This is a genomic window from Shewanella violacea DSS12, from assembly GCF_000091325.1.
Classification (GTDB): Bacteria; Pseudomonadota; Gammaproteobacteria; order Enterobacterales; family Shewanellaceae; genus Shewanella; species Shewanella violacea.
In genome coordinates this window covers 2,051,260-2,070,316 of the sequence record NC_014012.1, presented here as the reverse complement: position 1 = coordinate 2,070,316, position 19,057 = coordinate 2,051,260, and the positions used below count along the sequence as shown (strand labels likewise).

The window sequence follows — 19,057 nt, the reverse complement described above, 5'->3', positions numbered from 1 at the left end:
AATGGCTAACAATTGACCAAGTAATAAATGTAACTGGTATTATTTAGCAGTCCAATTAACTTGTGTGAGTAACAGGTCTTTATCGTAAAGCTTAGCCCTGAACTGATCACCTTTATTGACGACTCCAACCCCTTTGGGCGTGCCTGTCATCACAATATCACCGTCACTCAAACTCATAAAACTCTGTATCTCGGTCAAGATCTGCTCAGGTTTATTCATCATTAGCCCAATATTGCCAACTTGTACCAGCTCATTATTGATCATCAGCTCAAATGTCAGGGTCTCGCTGATATTCTCGATGGCAACAAATTCAGAAAACACCACAGATCCATCGAACGCCTTGGCTCTCTCCCAGGGAAGTCCCTTGGCTTTAAGCCGACTCTGCAGACCACGTTTAGTGAGGTCAAGTCCAAGCCCTACAGCACTAAAATGTCCATTTTCAACCACAAAACACAACTCGGCCTCAAAATGTATCGCCTCTTGATGAAAACTCACCAGCTCAGTTGAGATGGCCGAATTAGGCTTAAGGAACAGCACCATTTCATCGGGCACCTCATTATTGAGCTCCTTGATGTGCTCGACATAGTTGCGCCCCACACACACAATTTTTGACGGCCTTAACACTCTGTTATCGACTACTACTGTTTTCATCTAGCTCCACTCCAAATTTACTTATACTCAACGTCTAGAAAAACACCTTCCCTGACATAGACACCTCTATGGGTCAGGCTATCAAATTTCAAACAAATCATTTAACTAGGCTAGAGATCAAGGCTCTCAACGCGGCAGGCTTCACCATCTTGGCCATATAGCGATACCCCTTAAGCTCAACCTCATCCACCAGCTCTTTATTAGTATTGGCGGTGATAAGTACGCCTGGAAGATGGCTGCCATATAGGGCACGTATACCATCCATGGCATCGACACCATTTTCACCATTATCCAGATGATAATCGGCTAATACTATGTCCGGTGCGACCCCTTTGAGTCCCAGCTTTATCCTAGCATCGGCAAGATCGGTGGCACAGATAACTTCACACTGCCAACGGCTGAGTAAACTCTCTAGTCCAGCTAGGATCGCTTCTTCATTATCGATGCACAGTACTTTTACACCGGCTAAAGGCTGGATCATAGCGGCGGTTTTTTTAACCTGTATTTCAGTAATTGTCTTGCCTAGGGGCACGCTAATCGAGAACACTGAACCCCGGCCAAGAATGGATCCCACCTTGATATCATGTTCCAGAACCTTGCTGATCCGATCGGCAATCGCTAAGCCAAGACCTAGGCCGCTAACGCTCTTACTGGTGGGGTTATCCAGACGTTTAAACTCTTTAAAAATCTCCGAGATTTCACTTTCATCGATTCCACAGCCAGTATCCAAAACCTGGATCTCCAGATGTTCTCCCCGATGACGGCAGCCTAACAAGACTCGGTTTCCCTTGGCATAGCGATAGGCATTGGTTAAAAAGTTTTGCAGTATTCGCCTGAGCAGACTCAGATCTGAGTTAATCGAGGCTGTGCTAGGCACCATACTGAACTTAATTTGATAATCTTGGGCCATGGCGGCAAATTCGACCGCCAGACCATCGAGCAGTTCTGAGATGGCAAAGTCACGGCGATTAAGATCCACCACCCCAGAATCAAGCTTGGAAATATCCAGCAGATCCGTGAGTAATTCTCCGGCAATCTTAAGTGAGCTGTTTACATGGGAGAGTGTCGTCTTGCTCTCCTGATCTAAGTGCGGATATTGGGCCAGTGAGGCGGTAAATAATCTCGCCGCATTCAAGGGTTGCATCAAGTCATGACCCACGGCGGCTAAAAACTTACTCTTAGAGGCATTAGCCATCTCCTCCTGGGCCTTAGACTCCAATAACTGACTGTTTAACATCGCCAGCTCATAGGTTCTCTCCTTCACCCTCGCCTCAAGAGAATCGTTCACCTCCTGCAGGGCTTTAGCATGTTCACGGTATTGAGTGATATCGGTAAAGGTCATCACGAAACCGCCACCTGGCATAGGATTGCCCTGAATTTTAATCACCTTACCATCTTGCCTCTCACGTTCCGAGACATGGGGGGTGCCATTGATCATGTGCTGCACCCGCTTATTAACTTGCTCCTCTATCTCCCCCACACCACAAAAACCGCGCTTGGCATTAAAACGTACCACCTCATCGATGGGCATTCCCTCTTTAAGAAAACCTGCCGGATATTGATAAAGTTCAGAATACTTATGATTCCAGGCAACCAGATTTAATTCTTGGTCCACCACGCTCATGCCCTCATAGGCGTGCTCTATGGCACCGCGCAACATGTCTTGACTGAGAATTATCTTAGAAGAGGCTTCATCGACTAGGTTAAACACTTCATCCAGTGCCAGATCTCTACCCTGCAACACAGAATCCATCACCAAGGCCGCGCTTGAGCCTCCTAAAACTCCGGCCAAAATATGCTCAGTGTGGGAGATAAGCTCCACAGGAGCCGTCTTATGCCCAGCTATCACTCTTCACCGCTTCTTCGGAAAAACGAGAGAAACTCTCATAAGCACGAGTCGGGCTGACAAATCGGCTCGCCAAGATCAAGAGATCTTGCTGAGAAATAGGTGCCCCCTTGCGGCTACTCGCCTTCAGTTCCCCGGGAGTAACAAATTCACTGGCTTGAATGCGCTCCGATACCCCAGCCCTAAACCACATAGAGCCTAGAATATAACAAGCTAAGTTAGCGAGTAAGGCGGTTAATATATCTCTTACATTGGGATTAATCGTCTCCAGCAGACCAAAATCACTGCCAAACACACCGCTGGCATCACTCGCTCCCTTGACTAAGATGTAACACCAGAGACCGAAGCCAACAAGTAGGCCAAGCAACACCCCGGAGCGATTACCATGTTTCCAGTACATGCCACCAATGAGCGCAGGAGCGAGTTGAGCGAAGGCGCCGAAAGATAACATTCCCAGAGCCGAGAGGGAGTCGCTGTCCATAAAGGTGAGATAACTGAAATAACCTAAGCCTAAGATGACAATGATCGACAAGCGACGTGCATTGAGCAAGAACTGGGAAAACTGACTGAAATTTTTCTGCTTAATTTTCCCGGTGCGTAACATGATAGGCACCAACCATTCGTTACTCACCATGACGCTGATGGTCACCACAGCAACAACCACCATGCCGGTCGCGGCCGAGAGTGTACCCAGCAGAGCTACCACAGCCAACATGGGTTGATCTAGGGCTAGAGGCAAGTTAATCACATAAGTATCGGCGGCGACCGAGTCCCCTAAAATCAGCTTTCCAGCTAAGGCTAATGGCGCGACAAACAAGCCAAACAGCAATAGATAGATAGGAAATATCCAACGTGCCTTTAATAGGCTTTTCTCATCGATACATTCCACCATCATCACATGGAACTGTCTGGGCATGCACAGGAAAGCCGCCATTCCCACCAAGAGCTGAGGCATCAAGGTCTCCAGTCTTAGACTAGGCTCGCTGATCAAGTTTCGCTCCGCCGCCTGACGCCAAATATCACCGAAGCCATCGAAATAACCAAAACTTATCACGATGCCAACGAGTAAAAATGCCGCTAACTTAACCAAAGATTCGAAGGCTATGGCCAACATCATGCCGGGATTATGCTCGGTAGCATCGAGTTTTCGGGTACCGAATAAGATGGCAAACACCGCAAGTACGGCCGTGATGATCAAAGATATCTGAGCACCATCGAAGGGAGAGTCATCGGGTTGAAACAGATTCAGGCTAAATACCATGGCCTTAAGCTGCAAGGCGATATAAGGCATGATGCCAAATAGCGAAATTAAGGTGACGATGACCGCCAATAATTGAGACTTGCCATAGCGGGCAGCAATAAAATCAGCCACCGAAGTGATGTTATGGGTTTTAGAGACGATCACCATCTTGCGCAGCAGGCCAAAGCCTAAAGTAAAAATAAGAATGGGGCCGATAAATATAGGCAAGAAAGACCAGAGGTCTTGGGCTGATTGGCCAACCGTACCGAGAAAACTCCAGGATGAACAGTAAACTGCCAGACTCAAGCCATAGATCCACACCTGGATCTTCTTGGTTATTTTACTGAACCAACGCTCTGCCCCCCATGCGAGTAGGAAGAGCAGGCAAACATAAAAAACGGCAATAACGCCAACCACTATGGTCAGATTCATATGACTCTCATTTTTTATGCTTATTGTGCGTTAAATAAAAGATTAAATCCAGACATCAGATTATTTACAACAGACTAAAAACAAAGGATATTTTTTTACTAGACCAAGGTCTAATAGAGCTACTGGCCCAGAAACCTACATACTGAACCCAATCTCATTAGATATTAAGGGAAGCCCCATGAGCACACAGTCTCTCTACAAAGTTCCCAGCGAAATAGCTGAAAACGCACACATAAACGAAGAAAAATACAAAAAGATGTATCAAGAGTCGATTGTGAATCCTGAAGGTTTCTGGAGAGAGCACGGCCAACGTATAGACTGGATAAAACCATTCACTAAGGTAAAGAAAACCTCATTCGACGATCATAACCTGTCTATCAATTGGTTCTATGACGGCACACTCAACGCCTCGGCTAACTGCTTAGACCGTCACCTTGAAAAAAATGCCGACAAGGTCGCCATAATTTGGGAAGGCGATGATGCTAAAGATCAACGCAGCGTTACTTATGGTGAATTACACCAGGATGTGTGTAAGTTTGCCAATGCATTAAAAAGCCAAGGTGTGAGACGTGGCGATGTGGTCACTATTTACATGCCCATGGTCCCGGAAGCTGCCGTTGCCATGTTGGCCTGTGCTCGCATTGGTGCGGTTCATTCCGTGATATTTGGTGGTTTCTCCCCGGACTCAATTGCAACACGCGTCATAGATGGTAACTCTAAGGTTATCGTCACCGCCGATGAAGGCGTGCGTGCCGGTCGCATCATTCCCCTTAAGGCCAATATCGATCAGGCTCTAGCTAATCCAGATGTGACTTGTGTTGAGCGTGTCATCGTTCTCGAGCGTACTGGTGGTAATATCAACTGGCAAGAAGGCCGTGATATCAAGTGGGATACTGTCATGGAGACAGCATCTGAGCATTGCGTACCCGAAGAGATGGGCGCCGAAGATCCCCTATTCCTGCTTTATACTTCAGGCTCGACTGGTAACCCTAAAGGTGTGCTACATACCACAGGTGGTTACATGGTCTACGCGTCCATGACCCATGAATATGTGTTCGACTATAAAGACGGTGAAGTTTACTGGTGTACCGCAGATGTGGGTTGGATCACCGGCCACTCTTATATGGTCTATGGCCCCCTAGCCAATGGCGCCACCGTACTGATACACGAAGGGGTACCTAACTACCCGACACCTTCTCGTCTGGGTGAAATTGTCGACCGCCATAAGGTCAACATACTCTATACCGCCCCCACTCTTATTCGCGCCCTGATGGCTGAAGGAAAAGAGCAGTTTGATAAGTTCGATGGCAGCTCTTTGCGCATCATGGGATCTGTAGGTGAGCCAATTAATCCTGAAGCTTGGCGCTGGTATAACGAAGTCATAGGCCACGAGCAGTGCCCAATCGTCGATACTTGGTGGCAAACCGAAACCGGTGGCATTTTGATCAGCCCATTACCCGGCGCTATCGATACCAAGCCTGGTTCGGCTACCCGCCCCTTCTTCGGCGTGCAACCGGCCCTTGTCGATAACATGGGCAACATCATAGAGGGCGCAGCCGAAGGTAACCTAGTCATACTCGACTCTTGGCCCGGACAGATGCGTACTGTTTTTGGTGATCATGACAGATTTGCACTGACTTACTTCAAGACGTTCCGCGGCATGTACTTCACTGGTGATGGGGCGAAACGGGACGAGGACGGTTATTACTGGATAACGGGTCGCGTCGATGATGTGATCAACGTATCCGGCCACAGACTCGGCACCGCCGAGATAGAGAGTGCTTTAGTTGCCCATGAAAATGTGGCTGAAGCCGCTGTTGTGGGTTACCCCCATGACATCAAGGGTCAAGGTATCTATGCTTACGTCACGCTAACTAGAGGCACGGTAGAATCTGAAGAGCTGCGTCAAGACTTGAGAAAGTGGGTCAGAAAAGAGATTGGTGCCCTAGCGACACCGGATCTGATTCAATGGGCTGGCGGCCTGCCTAAGACACGTTCGGGTAAGATCATGCGCCGTTTCCTGAGAAAGATAGCCGCAAACGAAGTGACCAACTTAGGAGATTCATCGACACTGGCCGATCCCGCTGTGATCGATGTATTGATAGAGTCTCGCCTCAACCGCAGCGAATAACTGATTTGCAGCGAGTCATTATTCGAAAATAGACAGTAATCTTGCTAGCCCCTCACTCGAGGGGCTTTTTATTGTCCTGATTAAATTAATTAGCGGGAAACATAGCGACTCAATCATCCCACTGATATGCTTTGCCATCGGTATTTTGAACAGCAGATTTTTGTGCAATTAAGAGACTATCAACAACAAGCGGTCGACTCGGCGGTAAAACACTTTAAAACCAGCCCGGACTCAGCGGTTCTAGTACTGCCAACTGGAGCGGGAAAGAGCATAGTGATTGCCGAGCTAGCCCGCATCGCCAATGGCAGAGTCTTGGTCTTGACCCATGTAAAAGAGCTCGTTGCACAAAATGCCGAGAAAGTCGGTATTCTGACCGCCGCCGCCGGGATCTACTCTGCCGGCTTGAATCAAAAATCCACAGACAATAAAACCATAGTCGCCAGCATTCAGTCAGCTGTTAGAGCCAAAGAAAAGTTTAGCAGCCCATTTTCTCTGGTGATAATAGATGAATGCCATAGGATAAGTCAGGATAAAGACAGCCAATATCAACTGCTGCTAACACACCTCAAAAGCATCAATCCAAAAATCAGGCTGCTGGGGCTCACAGCAACCCCCTACCGTCTGGATCTCGGTTGGATCTATCGTCACCACTATCATGGCAAGGTGGGTAATCCAGACAAGGCGGTATTTGAGCAATGCATCTTCGAACTCCCCATGCGCCCCTTAATAAAACGCGGCTACCTGAGCACACCAAAAATATTCGATGGCCTCAGTGCCCAATATGATTTCAGCTCCATTAAGGCCTCAACAAGCGGCCAATATCAGGAAGCCGAAGTCAATGACTTACTCAGCCACTGCGGCCGGGCAACCACGGCCATAGTTAAGCAACTGGTACAGATAGGCAGCAGCAGACAAGGCGTGATCATCTTTGCCGCCACAGTGCGTCACGCCGAAGAGATACTCAAACTTTTATCTGCAGAGCAAGCCGCGCTGATCACAGGCAAGACCAGTACCGAGCAGCGCGATAGCTTAATTGAGCAGTTTAAGGCTAGAAAAATTAAGTACCTGATAAACGTCGCCGTCTTGACCACAGGGTTCGATGCCCCCCATGTGGATCTTATCGCCATTTTACGCCCAACGGCTTCGGTGAGTCTGTTCCAGCAGATGGTTGGTCGGGGCTTAAGGATATGTGAGGGTAAATCTGAGTGCTTGATCATAGACTATGCCGCTAACGGCTACGATCTCTATTTTCCTGAAGTAGGTCAGAACAAACCGAACAGTAAATCTGTACCAGTACAAGTGCATTGCCCAGTGTGCGACTTTGCTAATATCTTCTGGGGCTTGGTGGATGACGATGGTGATATCATCGAACACTTCGGCCGACGCTGTCAGGCGTTAATAGAACAAGAGGGTCAAAAGAAGCAATGTGATTTCAGATTTAGATCTAAAGTCTGCCCAAACTGCGGCGAAGAAAATGATATAGCGGCCAAGATTTGTCATAGCTGCGATGCCATGCTGATCGATCCAGATAAACGCCTCAAAGAGGTACTGCAGCAGAAACATCATCATCTGTTTAAATGCGATGCTATGTTATTTGAAGAGGATAAAGACAGGCTAAAAATTAGGTACATAGACATCGACGGTAACGATTTTTGTCAGTACTTCAATTTTAAAACCAAGGCGCAAATCCGCGCCTTCTATGCCATATTTGTGCTGTCACACACCAGAACGCCTGGGCTAAAGCACCCAAGATACAGCAAGGTACAAGAGGTTATAGCAACCCGAGACCTGTTTCGTAAGCCTGATATCTTGCTACTCAAGAAGCATAAAAAGGGCTGGGATCTTCAGGAAACCTTCTTCGATTATCAGGGCCGATACCAAACTGAGAGTAAGTTTTTGAATTGATATGTCTAACATTCTCTTACTAAATACTTAAAAAAATTTGTCACTATAATTGATAAAAGCCGTCAGACATTAAGAATCACGGCTTTTGTTATTTTTAATTCTGTTGTGTAAGTTCAATCACTATTGCACTACTGATTTACGACCATACTCAAGATCATGTTCTGCTTCTTTTATAGATATCTGTTTAAAAAAGACTTCCATAATAATATTCAAACGCTCTTCAGCATTACCAAATTTATCAATACCACCATACTGAACTGAGTCAAAGTCCAATTTAGCTATTGAAGTACCTTTGTTATCAGTTACTTCTAAATTCACGTAACGCATGTAGGTAGCCATATCCCACCACCAATTAGCATTGAACTTAAATAATACTTGGTTATCAGCAAGCTGAACAGGTGTACTAGCTGTCGTATCAGCCACGTCATAACCGTGATCTTTAATCCAGTTAGTTACTATGGATCTTACACTTGCAGTTTGCTTAGAATCATCAATCATGACGATTTGCTTATCAAAGTTAGCATCCATTTGTTTGAGATTGCTTATACCGTTACTTGAACATCCAGTCAAAGCTAAGAAAGCTGTTAACAATATTACTATTTTCTTCATTGTGCGCCACTTTAGTTACAAATAAGAAACAAAGATAATATACATATAAATACATATCAATCGATTCCTCAATGCCATTACTGATGTGAGCCCTAAAGGCGAACCCCTCCGACAAAACGGATATCCGAGTCCTTACGATTACAAATTACAGGTATGTTTACTCTGACAAGTTACACATATCACCCCATTTACTATTTAAAAATAAAAAAAGACCTAGATCTCAGGTGAAGAGCTTGGATTATCTGGACTATAGCCAAACTGAGAGTAAGTTTCTCCAATAGAGAATATGCAATTTAAGCACTTTTGTGATATAAAAGTAGCGACTAAATTTTCAGGAGTTAATATGTTTGTCGTAATTTTTGGCCGTCCAGGCTGTCCTTACTGTGTTAGAGCGGTACAACTTTCTGAGCAACTCGTTGAAGCTCGAGATGACTTTAAATTTAAGTACATCGATATTCATGCAGAAGGGATTAGCAAAGCGGATCTTGAAAAGACAGTCGGTAAGCCTGTTGAAACAGTCCCACAGATCTTCATCGACAAAGAACACGTCGGTGGTTGCACCGAGTTTGAACAGTATGTCAGAGACAATCAATTACTTTCAGCTCCGGCTTAAGTTATAAGATTGTATTCTCAAATAAAAAAGGAGGCTTAAGCCTCCTTTTTTGATCTTGCTGCTGTATAAACATATGTACCGATTGGAATTAGAGTACGTATTTCACCGAGAATATCACACGGTTTAGGTCGCCATTATCCCCATTTTGTTTGGTGTTCTCTGCATACATGTACTCGACACCCACAGTCATAGGCTTAACTGGTGAATAGAGTAAGTTAACATAAGTAGAATAGGATTCTTTGTTTACCCCTCCCCCAGTAAGTGCTTCATTATTATCTGCCTTAAAGCCCGAAAGCGTGACACTTGAACGCCACTTATCAGTCCACCAGTGACGATATGCAGCAAAGCCGCCATAAGAGCTGATGGTTTCAATCTCGCCATTGGCATCTAATACACCTGCGTTAGCATAGTTCAGTGCCATGTAACGGCCTAAACCATCGCCAGCGGTAGCTGAGAGCTTAATGTCATCATCACCAACAGGAATGACTCCTGTGACGCTCACACCATAAGCAATCTCTTGGGTATCAAGATTATCTATCTCAACATTTAGCTGTCTCGCCAAACCCGCTACAGTAAATTTAGCGCCACCTTCTGTCTTAAAATTATAGCGAGCAATAAAATCAGGCACCATGCCACTACCACTTGTTATGCGCCCGCCTCCGCCATTCGGCGTTACCGTTGTTTCAGGGTTCTCTATCGCAAACTGGAAACCACCAGAGGTATAGCGGATCATAGTTTGACGGGCAAAAGGTGTACCATCAGCAGCACCAACAAAGTCTAAGTTCTCTGGAAGTGCTCCTGGATTCTGGAAGGTTGTCCAGGTTTGACCCACGGTCCAGTTGTCATAACTAACGAAGGCATGTCTGATACGAGGAGAGTAACTGTTAGATAATCGCTCATTACCATCGCCATGGGTCATAAAATCGAGTTCGATAAAACCGCTGAGTTTATGGCCATCGAGATCTGTGCTGGTTTTAAAATTGAAACGGGTCTCACGAGCATGAAAATCGACAACTTGATTGCCGTTACTCGAGTCACCATAGATAGTGCCGGGTACATAGAACTGTCTGGACAGATAGCCTGAATCTGGCGCTCCGTTGCTGTAATCACTGAACATCACATCAGCTTTAACGTAACCGCCAAATTTAAACTCTGTATCACCAGCTTGTGCACCAGAGCTGACTGCTAGCATTGTTGCCATGGCCACAAGGCTCATCTTTGCTTGTCTCATTATCTCTCTCCCGTAACATTATTATATTATTTACAAGAATATGAACTAGATAACCATCGACCAACATTGGCAATACGTCTATAAGACAAAAGTATAACAGCGAGATCTTAAGTAATAAGCTACCACTTTTATAGCGTGATTATGTAAAGTGCAATCGATGAAGACTCGTGGCGTGAAATACCTGACTTAGAAATATTTGAAACTGAAGAATGCAACTTTGGACCAAGGTGAGCATTAAGGATTAAGAGCAAGCCAACTGCGCTCTTTAATAACAAAGCATCAACTGAGCTAACAGCTCTTTCTGGTATTGCTTTTCTAAATCACTAATTTGGGGGGTATAGACTAAAATTTTGGAAAGGAAAATCGATTTGAACCAGAGTTAGGGGTGACCACCATAAAAAGTGGTGGCTTTTTGTTGTCTAGAATGCAGGATTCGAACCTTCAACCAATTAGGCTGATCCATTACAAGAATGAGTAAAGCCAACTGCCTTTTCATATACAAAGAGTCAACTGAGCTAACAGCTCTTTCTGGTATTGCTTTTCTTAATGACTAATTTGGTGGGTTATATAGGACTAATATTTTGGAAAGGAAAATCGATTTGAACCAGAGTTAGGGGTGACCACCATAAAAGTGGTGGCTTTTTGTTGTCTAGAATGCAGGATTCGAACCTTCAACCAATTAGGCTGCTCCATTACAAGAATGAGTAAAGCCAACTGCCTTTTGATATACAAAGAGTCAACTGAGCTAACAGCTCTTTCTGGTATTGCTTTTCTAAATCACTAATTTGGGGGGTATAGACTAAAATTTTGGAAAGGAAAATCGATTTGAACCAGAGTTAGGGGTGACCACCATAAAAAGTGGTGGGCCGTGAAGGATTCGAACCTTCGACCAATTGGTTAAAAGCCAACTGCTCTACCAACTGAGCTAACGGCCCTTTCTGGTATTGCTTTTCTGAATTCACTACCTACCTATAATAAGATAAGTAATCCACCTCAGAAGTGGTGGGCCGTGAAGGATTCGAACCTTCGACCAATTGGTTAAAAGCCAACTGCTCTACCAACTGAGCTAACGGCCCTTTCTGGTATTGCTTTCTGAATTCATTTGCCTTGAAGCAAATCCACCTCAGAAGTGGTGGGCCGTGAAGGATTCGAACCTTCGACCAATTGGTTAAAAGCCAACTGCTCTACCAACTGAGCTAACGGCCCTTTCTGGTATTGCTTTCTGAATTCATTTGCCTTGAAGCAAATCCACCTCAGAAGTGGTGGCCATGAGGATTTAAACCTTAGACCAATGTGGTAGTTAAGAGTAAAGCCAACTGCGCTCTTATAACAAAGCATCAACTGAGCAAACCCTCTTCAACCTTTCCTCAGTTTATCCACCAAGAGGAAGTGGTGGGCCGTGAAGGATTCGAACCTTCGACCAATTGGTTAAAAGCCAACTGCTCTACCAACTGAGCTAACGGCCCTTTCTGGTATTGCTTTTCTGAATTCACTACCTACCTATAATAAGATAAGTAATCCACCTCAGAAGTGGTGGCCATGAGGATTTAAACCTTCGACCAATGTGGTAGTTAAGAGTAAAGCCAACTGCGCTCTTATAACAAAGCATCAACTGAGCAAACCCTCTTCAACCTTTCCTCAGTTTATCCACCAAGAGGAAGTGGTGGGCCGTGAAGGATTCGAACCTTCGACCAATTGGTTAAAAGCCAACTGCTCTACCAACTGAGCTAACGGCCCTTTCTGGTATTGCTAATCTCTGAATTCGCTTTTTCATCGCAATGAACAAGTCCACTTTCAGTTAGAGTGGTTTTGAATTTACAGCTCAAGTGTTTGCTTGAGTCGTACACTTTCAAGAAGTGGTGGCCATAAAGCATTAAACCTTGGACCAATGTGGTAGTTAAGAGTAAAGCCAACTGCGCTCTTATAGCAAAGCATCAACTGAGCTAATCTCTCTTCAACCTTTCCTCAGTTTATCCACCAAGAGGAAGTGGTGGGCCGTGAAGGATTCGAACCTTCGACCAATTGGTTAAAAGCCAACTGCTCTACCAACTGAGCTAACGGCCCTTTCTGGTATTGCTTTCTGAATTCATTTGCCTTGAAGCAAATCCACCTCAGAAGTGGTGGCCATGAGGATTTAAACCTTAGACCAATGTGGTGGTTAAGAGTAAAGCCAACTGCGCTCTTATAACAAAGCATCAACTGAGCAAACCCTCTTCAACCTTTCCTCAGTTTATCCACCAAGAGGAAGTGGTGGGCCGTGAAGGATTCGAACCTTCGACCAATTGGTTAAAAGCCAACTGCTCTACCAACTGAGCTAACGGCCCTTTCTGGTATTGCTTTCTGAATTCATTTGCCTTGAAGCAAATCCACCTCAGAAGTGGTGGCCATGAGGATTTAAACCTTAGACCAATGTGGTAGTTAAGAGTAAAGCCAACTGCGCTCTTATAACAAAGCATCAACTGAGCAAACCCTCTTCAACCTTTCCTCAGTTTATCCACCAAGAGGAAGTGGTGGGCCGTGAAGGATTCGAACCTTCGACCAATTGGTTAAAAGCCAACTGCTCTACCAACTGAGCTAACGGCCCTTTCTGGTATTGCTTATATATATCGAAATAAATAACTAACTATCATTAGTTAAAAGCCAACTGTCTGTTTCTACAAGAAACTGAGCTAACGGCCCTTTCTGGTATTGCTTATACTCTGAATTTGCTTCTTCATCGCAATGAACAAGTCCACTTTCAGTTAGAGTGGTTTGAATTTTACAGCTCAAGTATTGCTTGAGTAGCACACTTTCAAGAAGTGGTGGGCCGTGAAGGATTCGAACCTTCGACCAATTGGTTAAAAGCCAACTGCTCTACCAACTGAGCTAACGGCCCTTTCTGGCATTGCTGATAGTTCAGAGTTAATACCCAATTATCATCTGGTTAAAAGCCAACTGCCTGTTTTTCTAAGAAACTGAACTGATGACCCATCTTAGTAGCAAGAGTTAAACTATTCTAAAACCGTTTAACTCAAGACCCTCAAGCGACTCTGCCGCTCTAAGGGCGCCTATAATACCTTTTTCATCTTCTCTTGCAAGTGCATTTTTTACATTTATTGCTGTTTGCATGAAAAACAGACTAAGAGCCTGTTTTTTGAATAAATAAGGATTAAAGAGCAGACAGTTGCTGCTGTGCCAAGCGAGATGCTGCGCTATTTGCATACTCTTTGATAACTTGCTGGTAATAAACTTTAGCAGCAGACACAGTCCCTACCTTTTCAGCAATCATCCCAAGCTTTACTAAACTATCAGCACGCTTATTTGAATCTTTAAAGCGATTGACTACAGTATCAAAAGCTTTTTTAGCAGATTCAAACTCACTCTTGTTATATAAGAGTTGTCCCAACCAATAGTTCGCATTAGCTGCATAAGTAGAATCAGGGTACTTTTTTATGAATCCCCTGAAAGCAGGAATGGCCTCGTCGTACTTCCTCTGCTTTAGTACCAAATTAACGGCATACTCATAACTTGCGGTTTCGCCTAGAGTTAAAGAGGAGGAAGTTGAGCTAACTTTTGGAGTTGTCGCAGTAGAAGCCGTTGGCTTCGCTGATAGATTGGCTATTTCTTCATAGAGCTTACGCTGACGCTTGAGCATCTGATCGATTTGATAACCGTGTTGCTCATTTAAGCCACGTAGATCTAGCACTTCTTGCTGTAACGTATCCAAACGTTGCTGAGTCTGAAATTCAGACTCTTGCTTTGCTTGAAGGATCCTTTCTAAACGTGCAACTCTTTCTTCAGTCGAACTTCCGGCAGCATTAGCCACCGGTGCCAGTGCAGCTGACGCCACACCTATACTAAGAAGAATTGCCGTCGTTAATACGGCTCTTTTCATGGATAAACCTACCAAACTATTAATAAACTAAAACCGCTCGGCGATTAATCGCGAAACCATCATCTGTACGAGAAAAGTCTAATGGCTTCTCTTCACCATAGCTAACAATACTCATTTGACTTGGTAGCACACCCATTCCTTGTAAATACTTAGCAACGGCCTTAGCACGTCTCTCACCCAAGGCGATATTGTATTCAGGAGTACCACGCTCATCGGCATGACCTTCGATCATCAAGCGAACATTAGGATGTTCGACTAAATAATGACCATGGGCTCTAAGTATTTCGGCAAAATGGGCCGATACTGAGCTGCGGTCAAAATCAAAATAGATAATGTGTTCTTTACGTAGCTCTTGGTACTTCAGACGTTGTTGCTCTTCAGGAGTCAAAATTGGAGTAACTGCTCCGGTTTCAACACCACCAGTTACCAGCTCACTACCAGAACCTGTAGTTGAGCCAGTCGCATCAGTTTCAGACTCAGAAGTAGAGCTACAAGCGCTCAGGGCAATAATCGGAAGTGCGACCAACATAGCTTTAAACAGCTTATTGAGATCCATTTTAAATCCTTAATATTTTTATAGTTAAAAGTGATTAGAGAAAAGGTGACCATGAAGGAGACTTAACTTCCCCTTGACCCGCAGGTAATCTTGCTTTGAATCGCCCGTCCGTAGATACAGCCCCTAAGACCTGCTTACCATCATGGGTTGTTCCATAGATCACCATAGTACCATTTGGTGCAACACTCGGTGACTCATCGAGGCGCGTTGATGATAGTACTTGCATAAAGTGCGTTTCAAGATCCATTCTTGCAATATTAAACTTACCGTTAGTACGGTTTACAAATATCATACTGCGACCGTCTGGGGCAACAGAACCACCTAAGTTCCATTCCCCTTCATAGGTTAAGCGTTGCACTTTGCCCGAAGCTAATGTCGCCTTGTAGATTTGAGGACGACCACCACGTTCAGAAGTGAAGATTAAAGACTTGCCATCGGGAAACCATGACGCTTCGGTATCTATTGCATAATGGTTTGTAACTCGTTTGAGCGCTTTGGTCGCAATATCGATCACATAGATTTCAGGCTGGCCATCTTTTGATAAGGTTAATGCCAGCTTCTTTCCATCAGGAGAGAATACCGGAGCGCCATTAATGCCTTTGAAACTGGTGACTTTATGTCGAGACTGAGTATAAATGTCCTGGATAAATATTTCTGACTTTTTATTTTCGAAGCTCACATAAGCCAACTTACTACCATCCGGAGACCAAGACGGTGACATTAAGGGCTCAGCTGAGCGCAGCAGCATCTGCTCGTTATGACCATCATAATCAGAGATCATTAACTGATAGGGCGACTTCTCACCATGTTTCACCATCACATAAGCGATATGCGTTAAGAATGCACCGCGAATACCCGTTAGTTTCTCGTAGACCAGATCGCTGATTCTATGACCATAATGTCTAAATTGAGCTGCTGTTATAACGGTCTCACGACTGTCGATCAGATATTCTCTGCTAGACCTTGGGCCTGCTCCTTGTTGCATTTGGGCCTTAGCCAGATCAACCAAGTCAAAAGTAACCAGGTATTGATCATTACCACGTGGCTTAACAGAGCCCATAATAACGGCTTCAGCTTCAATGCTCGACCAATCTTTAGCAACAAACTGAGACACATTACTGATGTTACGTTGAGGAAGACCTAAGTCATCGAGCGGTTTAAACGTACCACTACGCGTAAGGTCCGACATCACAACATCAGAGATCTGCTCAGGCATAACCCCCATCCCTTGCCATACAAAGGGGATAACGGCGATAGGACGTGCAGCATCTACTCCTTCGGTAATAACAATATCTAACGCAGCTCTTACTGGTGAGCTTAAAATAATCAGGCTTAAAAAGAGCCACTTCCCCAAAGTCTTCATAGGACTCCTATTAATTGAATTCTGGTTGAACTGTTAAATTAATTTCTTTGAGTTTGTCATACACGTCTGGTTCACTCGATACTGGCAGACGTCCCGCCTTGTTTATAGCGACCTTTGTCGCTCGGCACACGACAGAATCACCTGACAGAATCTTGGTTCCTGTAACAAAACCATCATTTGCAAGACGAATGAAGATCCGACAACTCTTTCCACGCATCGACTCGTTGACGACTAATTGACGCTGAATAGTCGCCCTAATCATACTGGTATAACGCTGAACTTCACTCATAACCTGCTTGTTACGGGTCTGAGAAAGTGCCGTATGCTCCTCCGCCAAGGCATCTTGCATCATCTGCTCTTGCAGCTGACGTTCTCTCTCCTCAGCCTTACGTTTACGCTCAGCTTCCTCTTTACGCTTGCGCTCGGCATCTGCTTTACGTTTACGATCATCGGCAGCCTTTTTAGCAGCGGCCTCTTCCTGTTTACGTTTCACCTCAGCTTTTTTTGCCGCTTTTTCAGAAGCTTCACGCTCTTTCTCTTTCTGCTTACGGACCTTTTCGGCCTGTTGCGCCTTCTCTTTTTCTTGTTTCTGCTTCAACTGAGCCGCTTTGGCTGCAGCCACTGCATTCTTAGTTTCTATCTCTTTGAGTTTACGCTCAATTTCCAGCTTCTTAATTTGAGCCTGTTCGCTCTCTCTTTTTTGACGAGCCTGAGTCACTTGGCGTTCCAATTCATCCTGGCGCGCCTTCTCTTTACGAGCCAGCTCTCTTTTTTCGGCCTTTAACTTCTCAACATGCTGAGCCACCAATCTCTGATCGACCATCACGGCCTTCATCGCAGGGGCACTCACCTGAGGCTGAGGTTTGGGCTTATCAGAAAAATCCACGCCCAGAGCGATGATAACTAACACACCAATATGAATACCCGCTGAAATGACGAAAGGTAAGGTAAAATCTGATTTAGCTGCCACCGTCTAGTCTCCTGGTGAATCTGTCATCAAACCAACTGAAGGAACGCCAGCACCTTGTAAGCTAACCATTAATTGGATGACTTTATCATAGGTGATACTTCTATCGGCTTTTACTACTACGGGACGCTCAGGTTCCAATTGAATGATGGCACCCACACGAATAGCGACCTCTTGAAGATCTAAGGGCTCTTTCGAACTTGAACTGCCCACATCCAAAAAGTAATCTCCGTCGGCATCGATAGAGGCGACGATCGGCGGCTTACTGTCGGCAGGAAGCATCTCTGATGCCGCTTGTGGAAGATCCACTTTCACACCTTGGGTGACAATCGGCGCCGTCACCATAAAGATGATCAGCAATACCAACATCACATCGATATAAGGCACCACATTGATCTCGGCAACTGGACGCCGGCGTTTTCGCTGATAACCCTGCTGCATTAGCTTTCATCCTTGTCGCTGTATGCTTGACGATGCAAGATGCTGGAAAACTCCTCCATGAAGTTCGCATAGGACATCTCAACGCTATCAACCTGAGTGGTAAAACGGTTATAGGCGATAACAGCTGGGATAGCCGCAAATAGGCCCATAGCCGTGGCAATCAAGGCTTCGGCAATACCCGGAGCGACCATGGCAAGGGTGGCATTCTGCACCGCGCCTAGGGCGATAAAGGAGTTCATGATCCCCCAAACCGTACCGAATAAACCGATATAGGGACTGGTAGACCCAATTGTGGCTAACAAGGGTAAATGAGTTTCCAGTTTTTCCATCTCGCGAGACAGGGATACACGCATGGCGCGATAACTGCCGTCCATCACAGCACCTGGAACCTTGCTATTAAGCTTGCTTAATCTCGTATACTCTTTAAAACCAGTATGGAACAGAATTTCTAATCCGGTATTACTGTCCTGCCTGGCCGATAACTCTTTATAGAGTTTATTAAGATCGACTCCAGACCAAAACTGGTCCTCAAATTTGAGTGCATTTTTCTTGGCAGTATTCAATAAACGATGACGTTGAAAGATCACCGCCCAAGACATCACAGATAAACTCAACAAGGTGAGCATTACAAATTTAACTAATAAACTGGCTTGTAAAAACAATCCAATAATTGAAATATCAGCTTCCACCTTTAAACTCCTGAACTATATTTTGGGGAATGGCACGAGGTCGCATACGCGATAGAGAAATACAGGCGACTAAGACTTTAGCCTCACAATATATTACCCCCTCCTCGTCAATTAACTTTTGTTCAAACATCAAGGATGCTTTCTTCAAGTCTATGACAACAGTTTCGACGATAAGGTCCTGCTCAAATCGGGCTGGACGGCAAAAATTTAATTCGGCCCTTTTTACCACAAAGGCAATATCCTCGGCTAATAGACTAGCCTGCTTGACCCCCATGGACTTTAACCACTCGGTTCGAGCTCGCTCAAAAAAATTAAGATATTTTGAATGATAAACAACACCACCCGCATCGGTATCTTCGTAATAGACAGAAATAGGCCAACGAAACATGAATTCTAAGTGCCAATCATGAGAAAAAATAGAGGCCTACTATACCTAGACCCAATGCAATTGTGAATGCTTGCCATGCTTAGATGTAAGCGATCGTCATAAAAAATTGTTAATAAAAAAG

At 44.9% G+C, this 19,057-nt stretch carries 13 protein-coding genes, 9 tRNA genes and 1 pseudogene; 3 read left to right on the top strand and 20 right to left on the bottom strand.

Annotated elements, in window-relative coordinates:
• Positions 1 to 39: 39 nt before the first annotated feature.
• Both SVI_RS08490 and SVI_RS08485 read right to left on the bottom strand, forming a co-directional pair.
• Positions 40 to 651 (bottom strand): fumarylacetoacetate hydrolase family protein, encoded by a 612-nt coding sequence (locus SVI_RS08490; RefSeq protein ID WP_013051079.1) that lies wholly within the window; start codon positions 649 to 651, stop codon positions 40 to 42.
• A gap of 97 nt (positions 652 to 748) precedes the next feature.
• Positions 749 to 4,169 (bottom strand): annotated as a pseudogene (locus SVI_RS08485) (hybrid sensor histidine kinase/response regulator).
• Between the two features lie 178 nt (positions 4,170 to 4,347).
• On the opposite strand from SVI_RS08485, the gene acs reads away from it, so the two are divergent.
• Together acs and SVI_RS08475 are read left to right on the top strand one after the other, a co-directional pair.
• Entirely contained in the window at positions 4,348 to 6,300 is a 1,953-nt protein-coding gene (gene acs, locus SVI_RS08480) for an acetate--CoA ligase (protein ID WP_013051076.1), read from the top strand.
• Positions 6,301 to 6,462: 162 nt separating this feature from the next.
• Positions 6,463 to 8,205, top strand: coding sequence for a DEAD/DEAH box helicase (locus SVI_RS08475; protein ID WP_013051075.1), 1,743 nt, complete (start codon positions 6,463 to 6,465; stop codon positions 8,203 to 8,205).
• Positions 8,206 to 8,325: 120 nt separating this feature from the next.
• On the opposite strand, the gene SVI_RS08470 is transcribed toward SVI_RS08475, so the two are convergent.
• A complete protein-coding gene (locus SVI_RS08470) occupies positions 8,326 to 8,814 on the bottom strand; it encodes an Sbal_3080 family lipoprotein (RefSeq protein WP_013051074.1) in 489 nt (162 codons plus the stop codon).
• Between the two features lie 343 nt (positions 8,815 to 9,157).
• On the opposite strand from SVI_RS08470, the gene SVI_RS08465 reads away from it, so the two are divergent.
• Positions 9,158 to 9,427: a GrxA family glutaredoxin gene (locus SVI_RS08465; RefSeq protein ID WP_013051073.1), complete on the top strand. Its 270-nt coding sequence runs from the start codon at positions 9,158 to 9,160 to the stop codon at positions 9,425 to 9,427.
• Positions 9,428 to 9,515: 88 nt separating this feature from the next.
• On the opposite strand, the gene SVI_RS08460 is transcribed toward SVI_RS08465, so the two are convergent.
• The 17 genes from SVI_RS08460 to ybgC all read right to left on the bottom strand — a co-directional run bounded on the left by SVI_RS08460 (position 9,516) and on the right by ybgC (position 18,936).
• Positions 9,516 to 10,658: a DcaP family trimeric outer membrane transporter gene (locus SVI_RS08460; RefSeq protein ID WP_013051072.1), complete on the bottom strand. Its 1,143-nt coding sequence runs from the start codon at positions 10,656 to 10,658 to the stop codon at positions 9,516 to 9,518.
• A gap of 859 nt (positions 10,659 to 11,517) precedes the next feature.
• A tRNA-Lys gene (locus SVI_RS08455) sits at positions 11,518 to 11,593 on the bottom strand.
• A gap of 65 nt (positions 11,594 to 11,658) precedes the next feature.
• A tRNA-Lys gene (locus SVI_RS08450) sits at positions 11,659 to 11,734 on the bottom strand.
• 54 nt (positions 11,735 to 11,788) lie between these two features.
• Positions 11,789 to 11,864, bottom strand: a tRNA-Lys gene (locus tag SVI_RS08445).
• Positions 11,865 to 12,048: 184 nt separating this feature from the next.
• Positions 12,049 to 12,124, bottom strand: a tRNA-Lys gene (locus SVI_RS08440).
• 195 nt (positions 12,125 to 12,319) lie between these two features.
• Positions 12,320 to 12,395 (bottom strand) — tRNA-Lys (locus SVI_RS08435).
• 251 nt (positions 12,396 to 12,646) lie between these two features.
• Positions 12,647 to 12,722 (bottom strand) — tRNA-Lys (locus SVI_RS08430).
• 184 nt (positions 12,723 to 12,906) lie between these two features.
• Positions 12,907 to 12,982: transfer RNA gene (locus tag SVI_RS08425), tRNA-Lys, on the bottom strand.
• Positions 12,983 to 13,166: 184 nt separating this feature from the next.
• Positions 13,167 to 13,242 (bottom strand) — tRNA-Lys (locus SVI_RS08420).
• A 215-nt stretch (positions 13,243 to 13,457) separates the two neighbouring features.
• A tRNA-Lys gene (locus tag SVI_RS08415) sits at positions 13,458 to 13,533 on the bottom strand.
• A gap of 273 nt (positions 13,534 to 13,806) precedes the next feature.
• Positions 13,807 to 14,532, bottom strand: a complete 726-nt coding sequence (ybgF, locus tag SVI_RS08410) for a tol-pal system protein YbgF (protein ID WP_041419809.1) — start codon at positions 14,530 to 14,532, stop codon at positions 13,807 to 13,809.
• 19 nt (positions 14,533 to 14,551) lie between these two features.
• Positions 14,552 to 15,088, bottom strand: coding sequence for a peptidoglycan-associated lipoprotein Pal (pal, locus tag SVI_RS08405; protein ID WP_013051069.1), 537 nt, complete (start codon positions 15,086 to 15,088; stop codon positions 14,552 to 14,554).
• 34 nt (positions 15,089 to 15,122) lie between these two features.
• Positions 15,123 to 16,451: a Tol-Pal system beta propeller repeat protein TolB gene (gene tolB, locus SVI_RS08400; RefSeq protein ID WP_013051068.1), complete on the bottom strand. Its 1,329-nt coding sequence runs from the start codon at positions 16,449 to 16,451 to the stop codon at positions 15,123 to 15,125.
• Between the two features lie 10 nt (positions 16,452 to 16,461).
• The gene (gene tolA / locus SVI_RS08395) at positions 16,462 to 17,421 is read right to left on the bottom strand and encodes a cell envelope integrity protein TolA (RefSeq protein WP_013051067.1); all 960 of its coding nucleotides are present in this window, start codon (positions 17,419 to 17,421) and stop codon (positions 16,462 to 16,464) included.
• 3 nt (positions 17,422 to 17,424) lie between these two features.
• Positions 17,425 to 17,859, bottom strand: coding sequence for a protein TolR (tolR, locus tag SVI_RS08390; RefSeq protein ID WP_013051066.1), 435 nt, complete (start codon positions 17,857 to 17,859; stop codon positions 17,425 to 17,427).
• Entirely contained in the window at positions 17,859 to 18,548 is a 690-nt protein-coding gene (gene tolQ / locus SVI_RS08385; protein ID WP_013051065.1) for a protein TolQ, read from the bottom strand. Before tolQ ends, tolR begins: the two co-directional genes overlap by 1 nt.
• Entirely contained in the window at positions 18,538 to 18,936 is a 399-nt protein-coding gene (gene ybgC, locus SVI_RS08380) for a tol-pal system-associated acyl-CoA thioesterase (RefSeq protein ID WP_013051064.1), read from the bottom strand. Before ybgC ends, tolQ begins: the two co-directional genes overlap by 11 nt.
• Between the last annotated feature and the right edge of the window lie 121 nt (positions 18,937 to 19,057).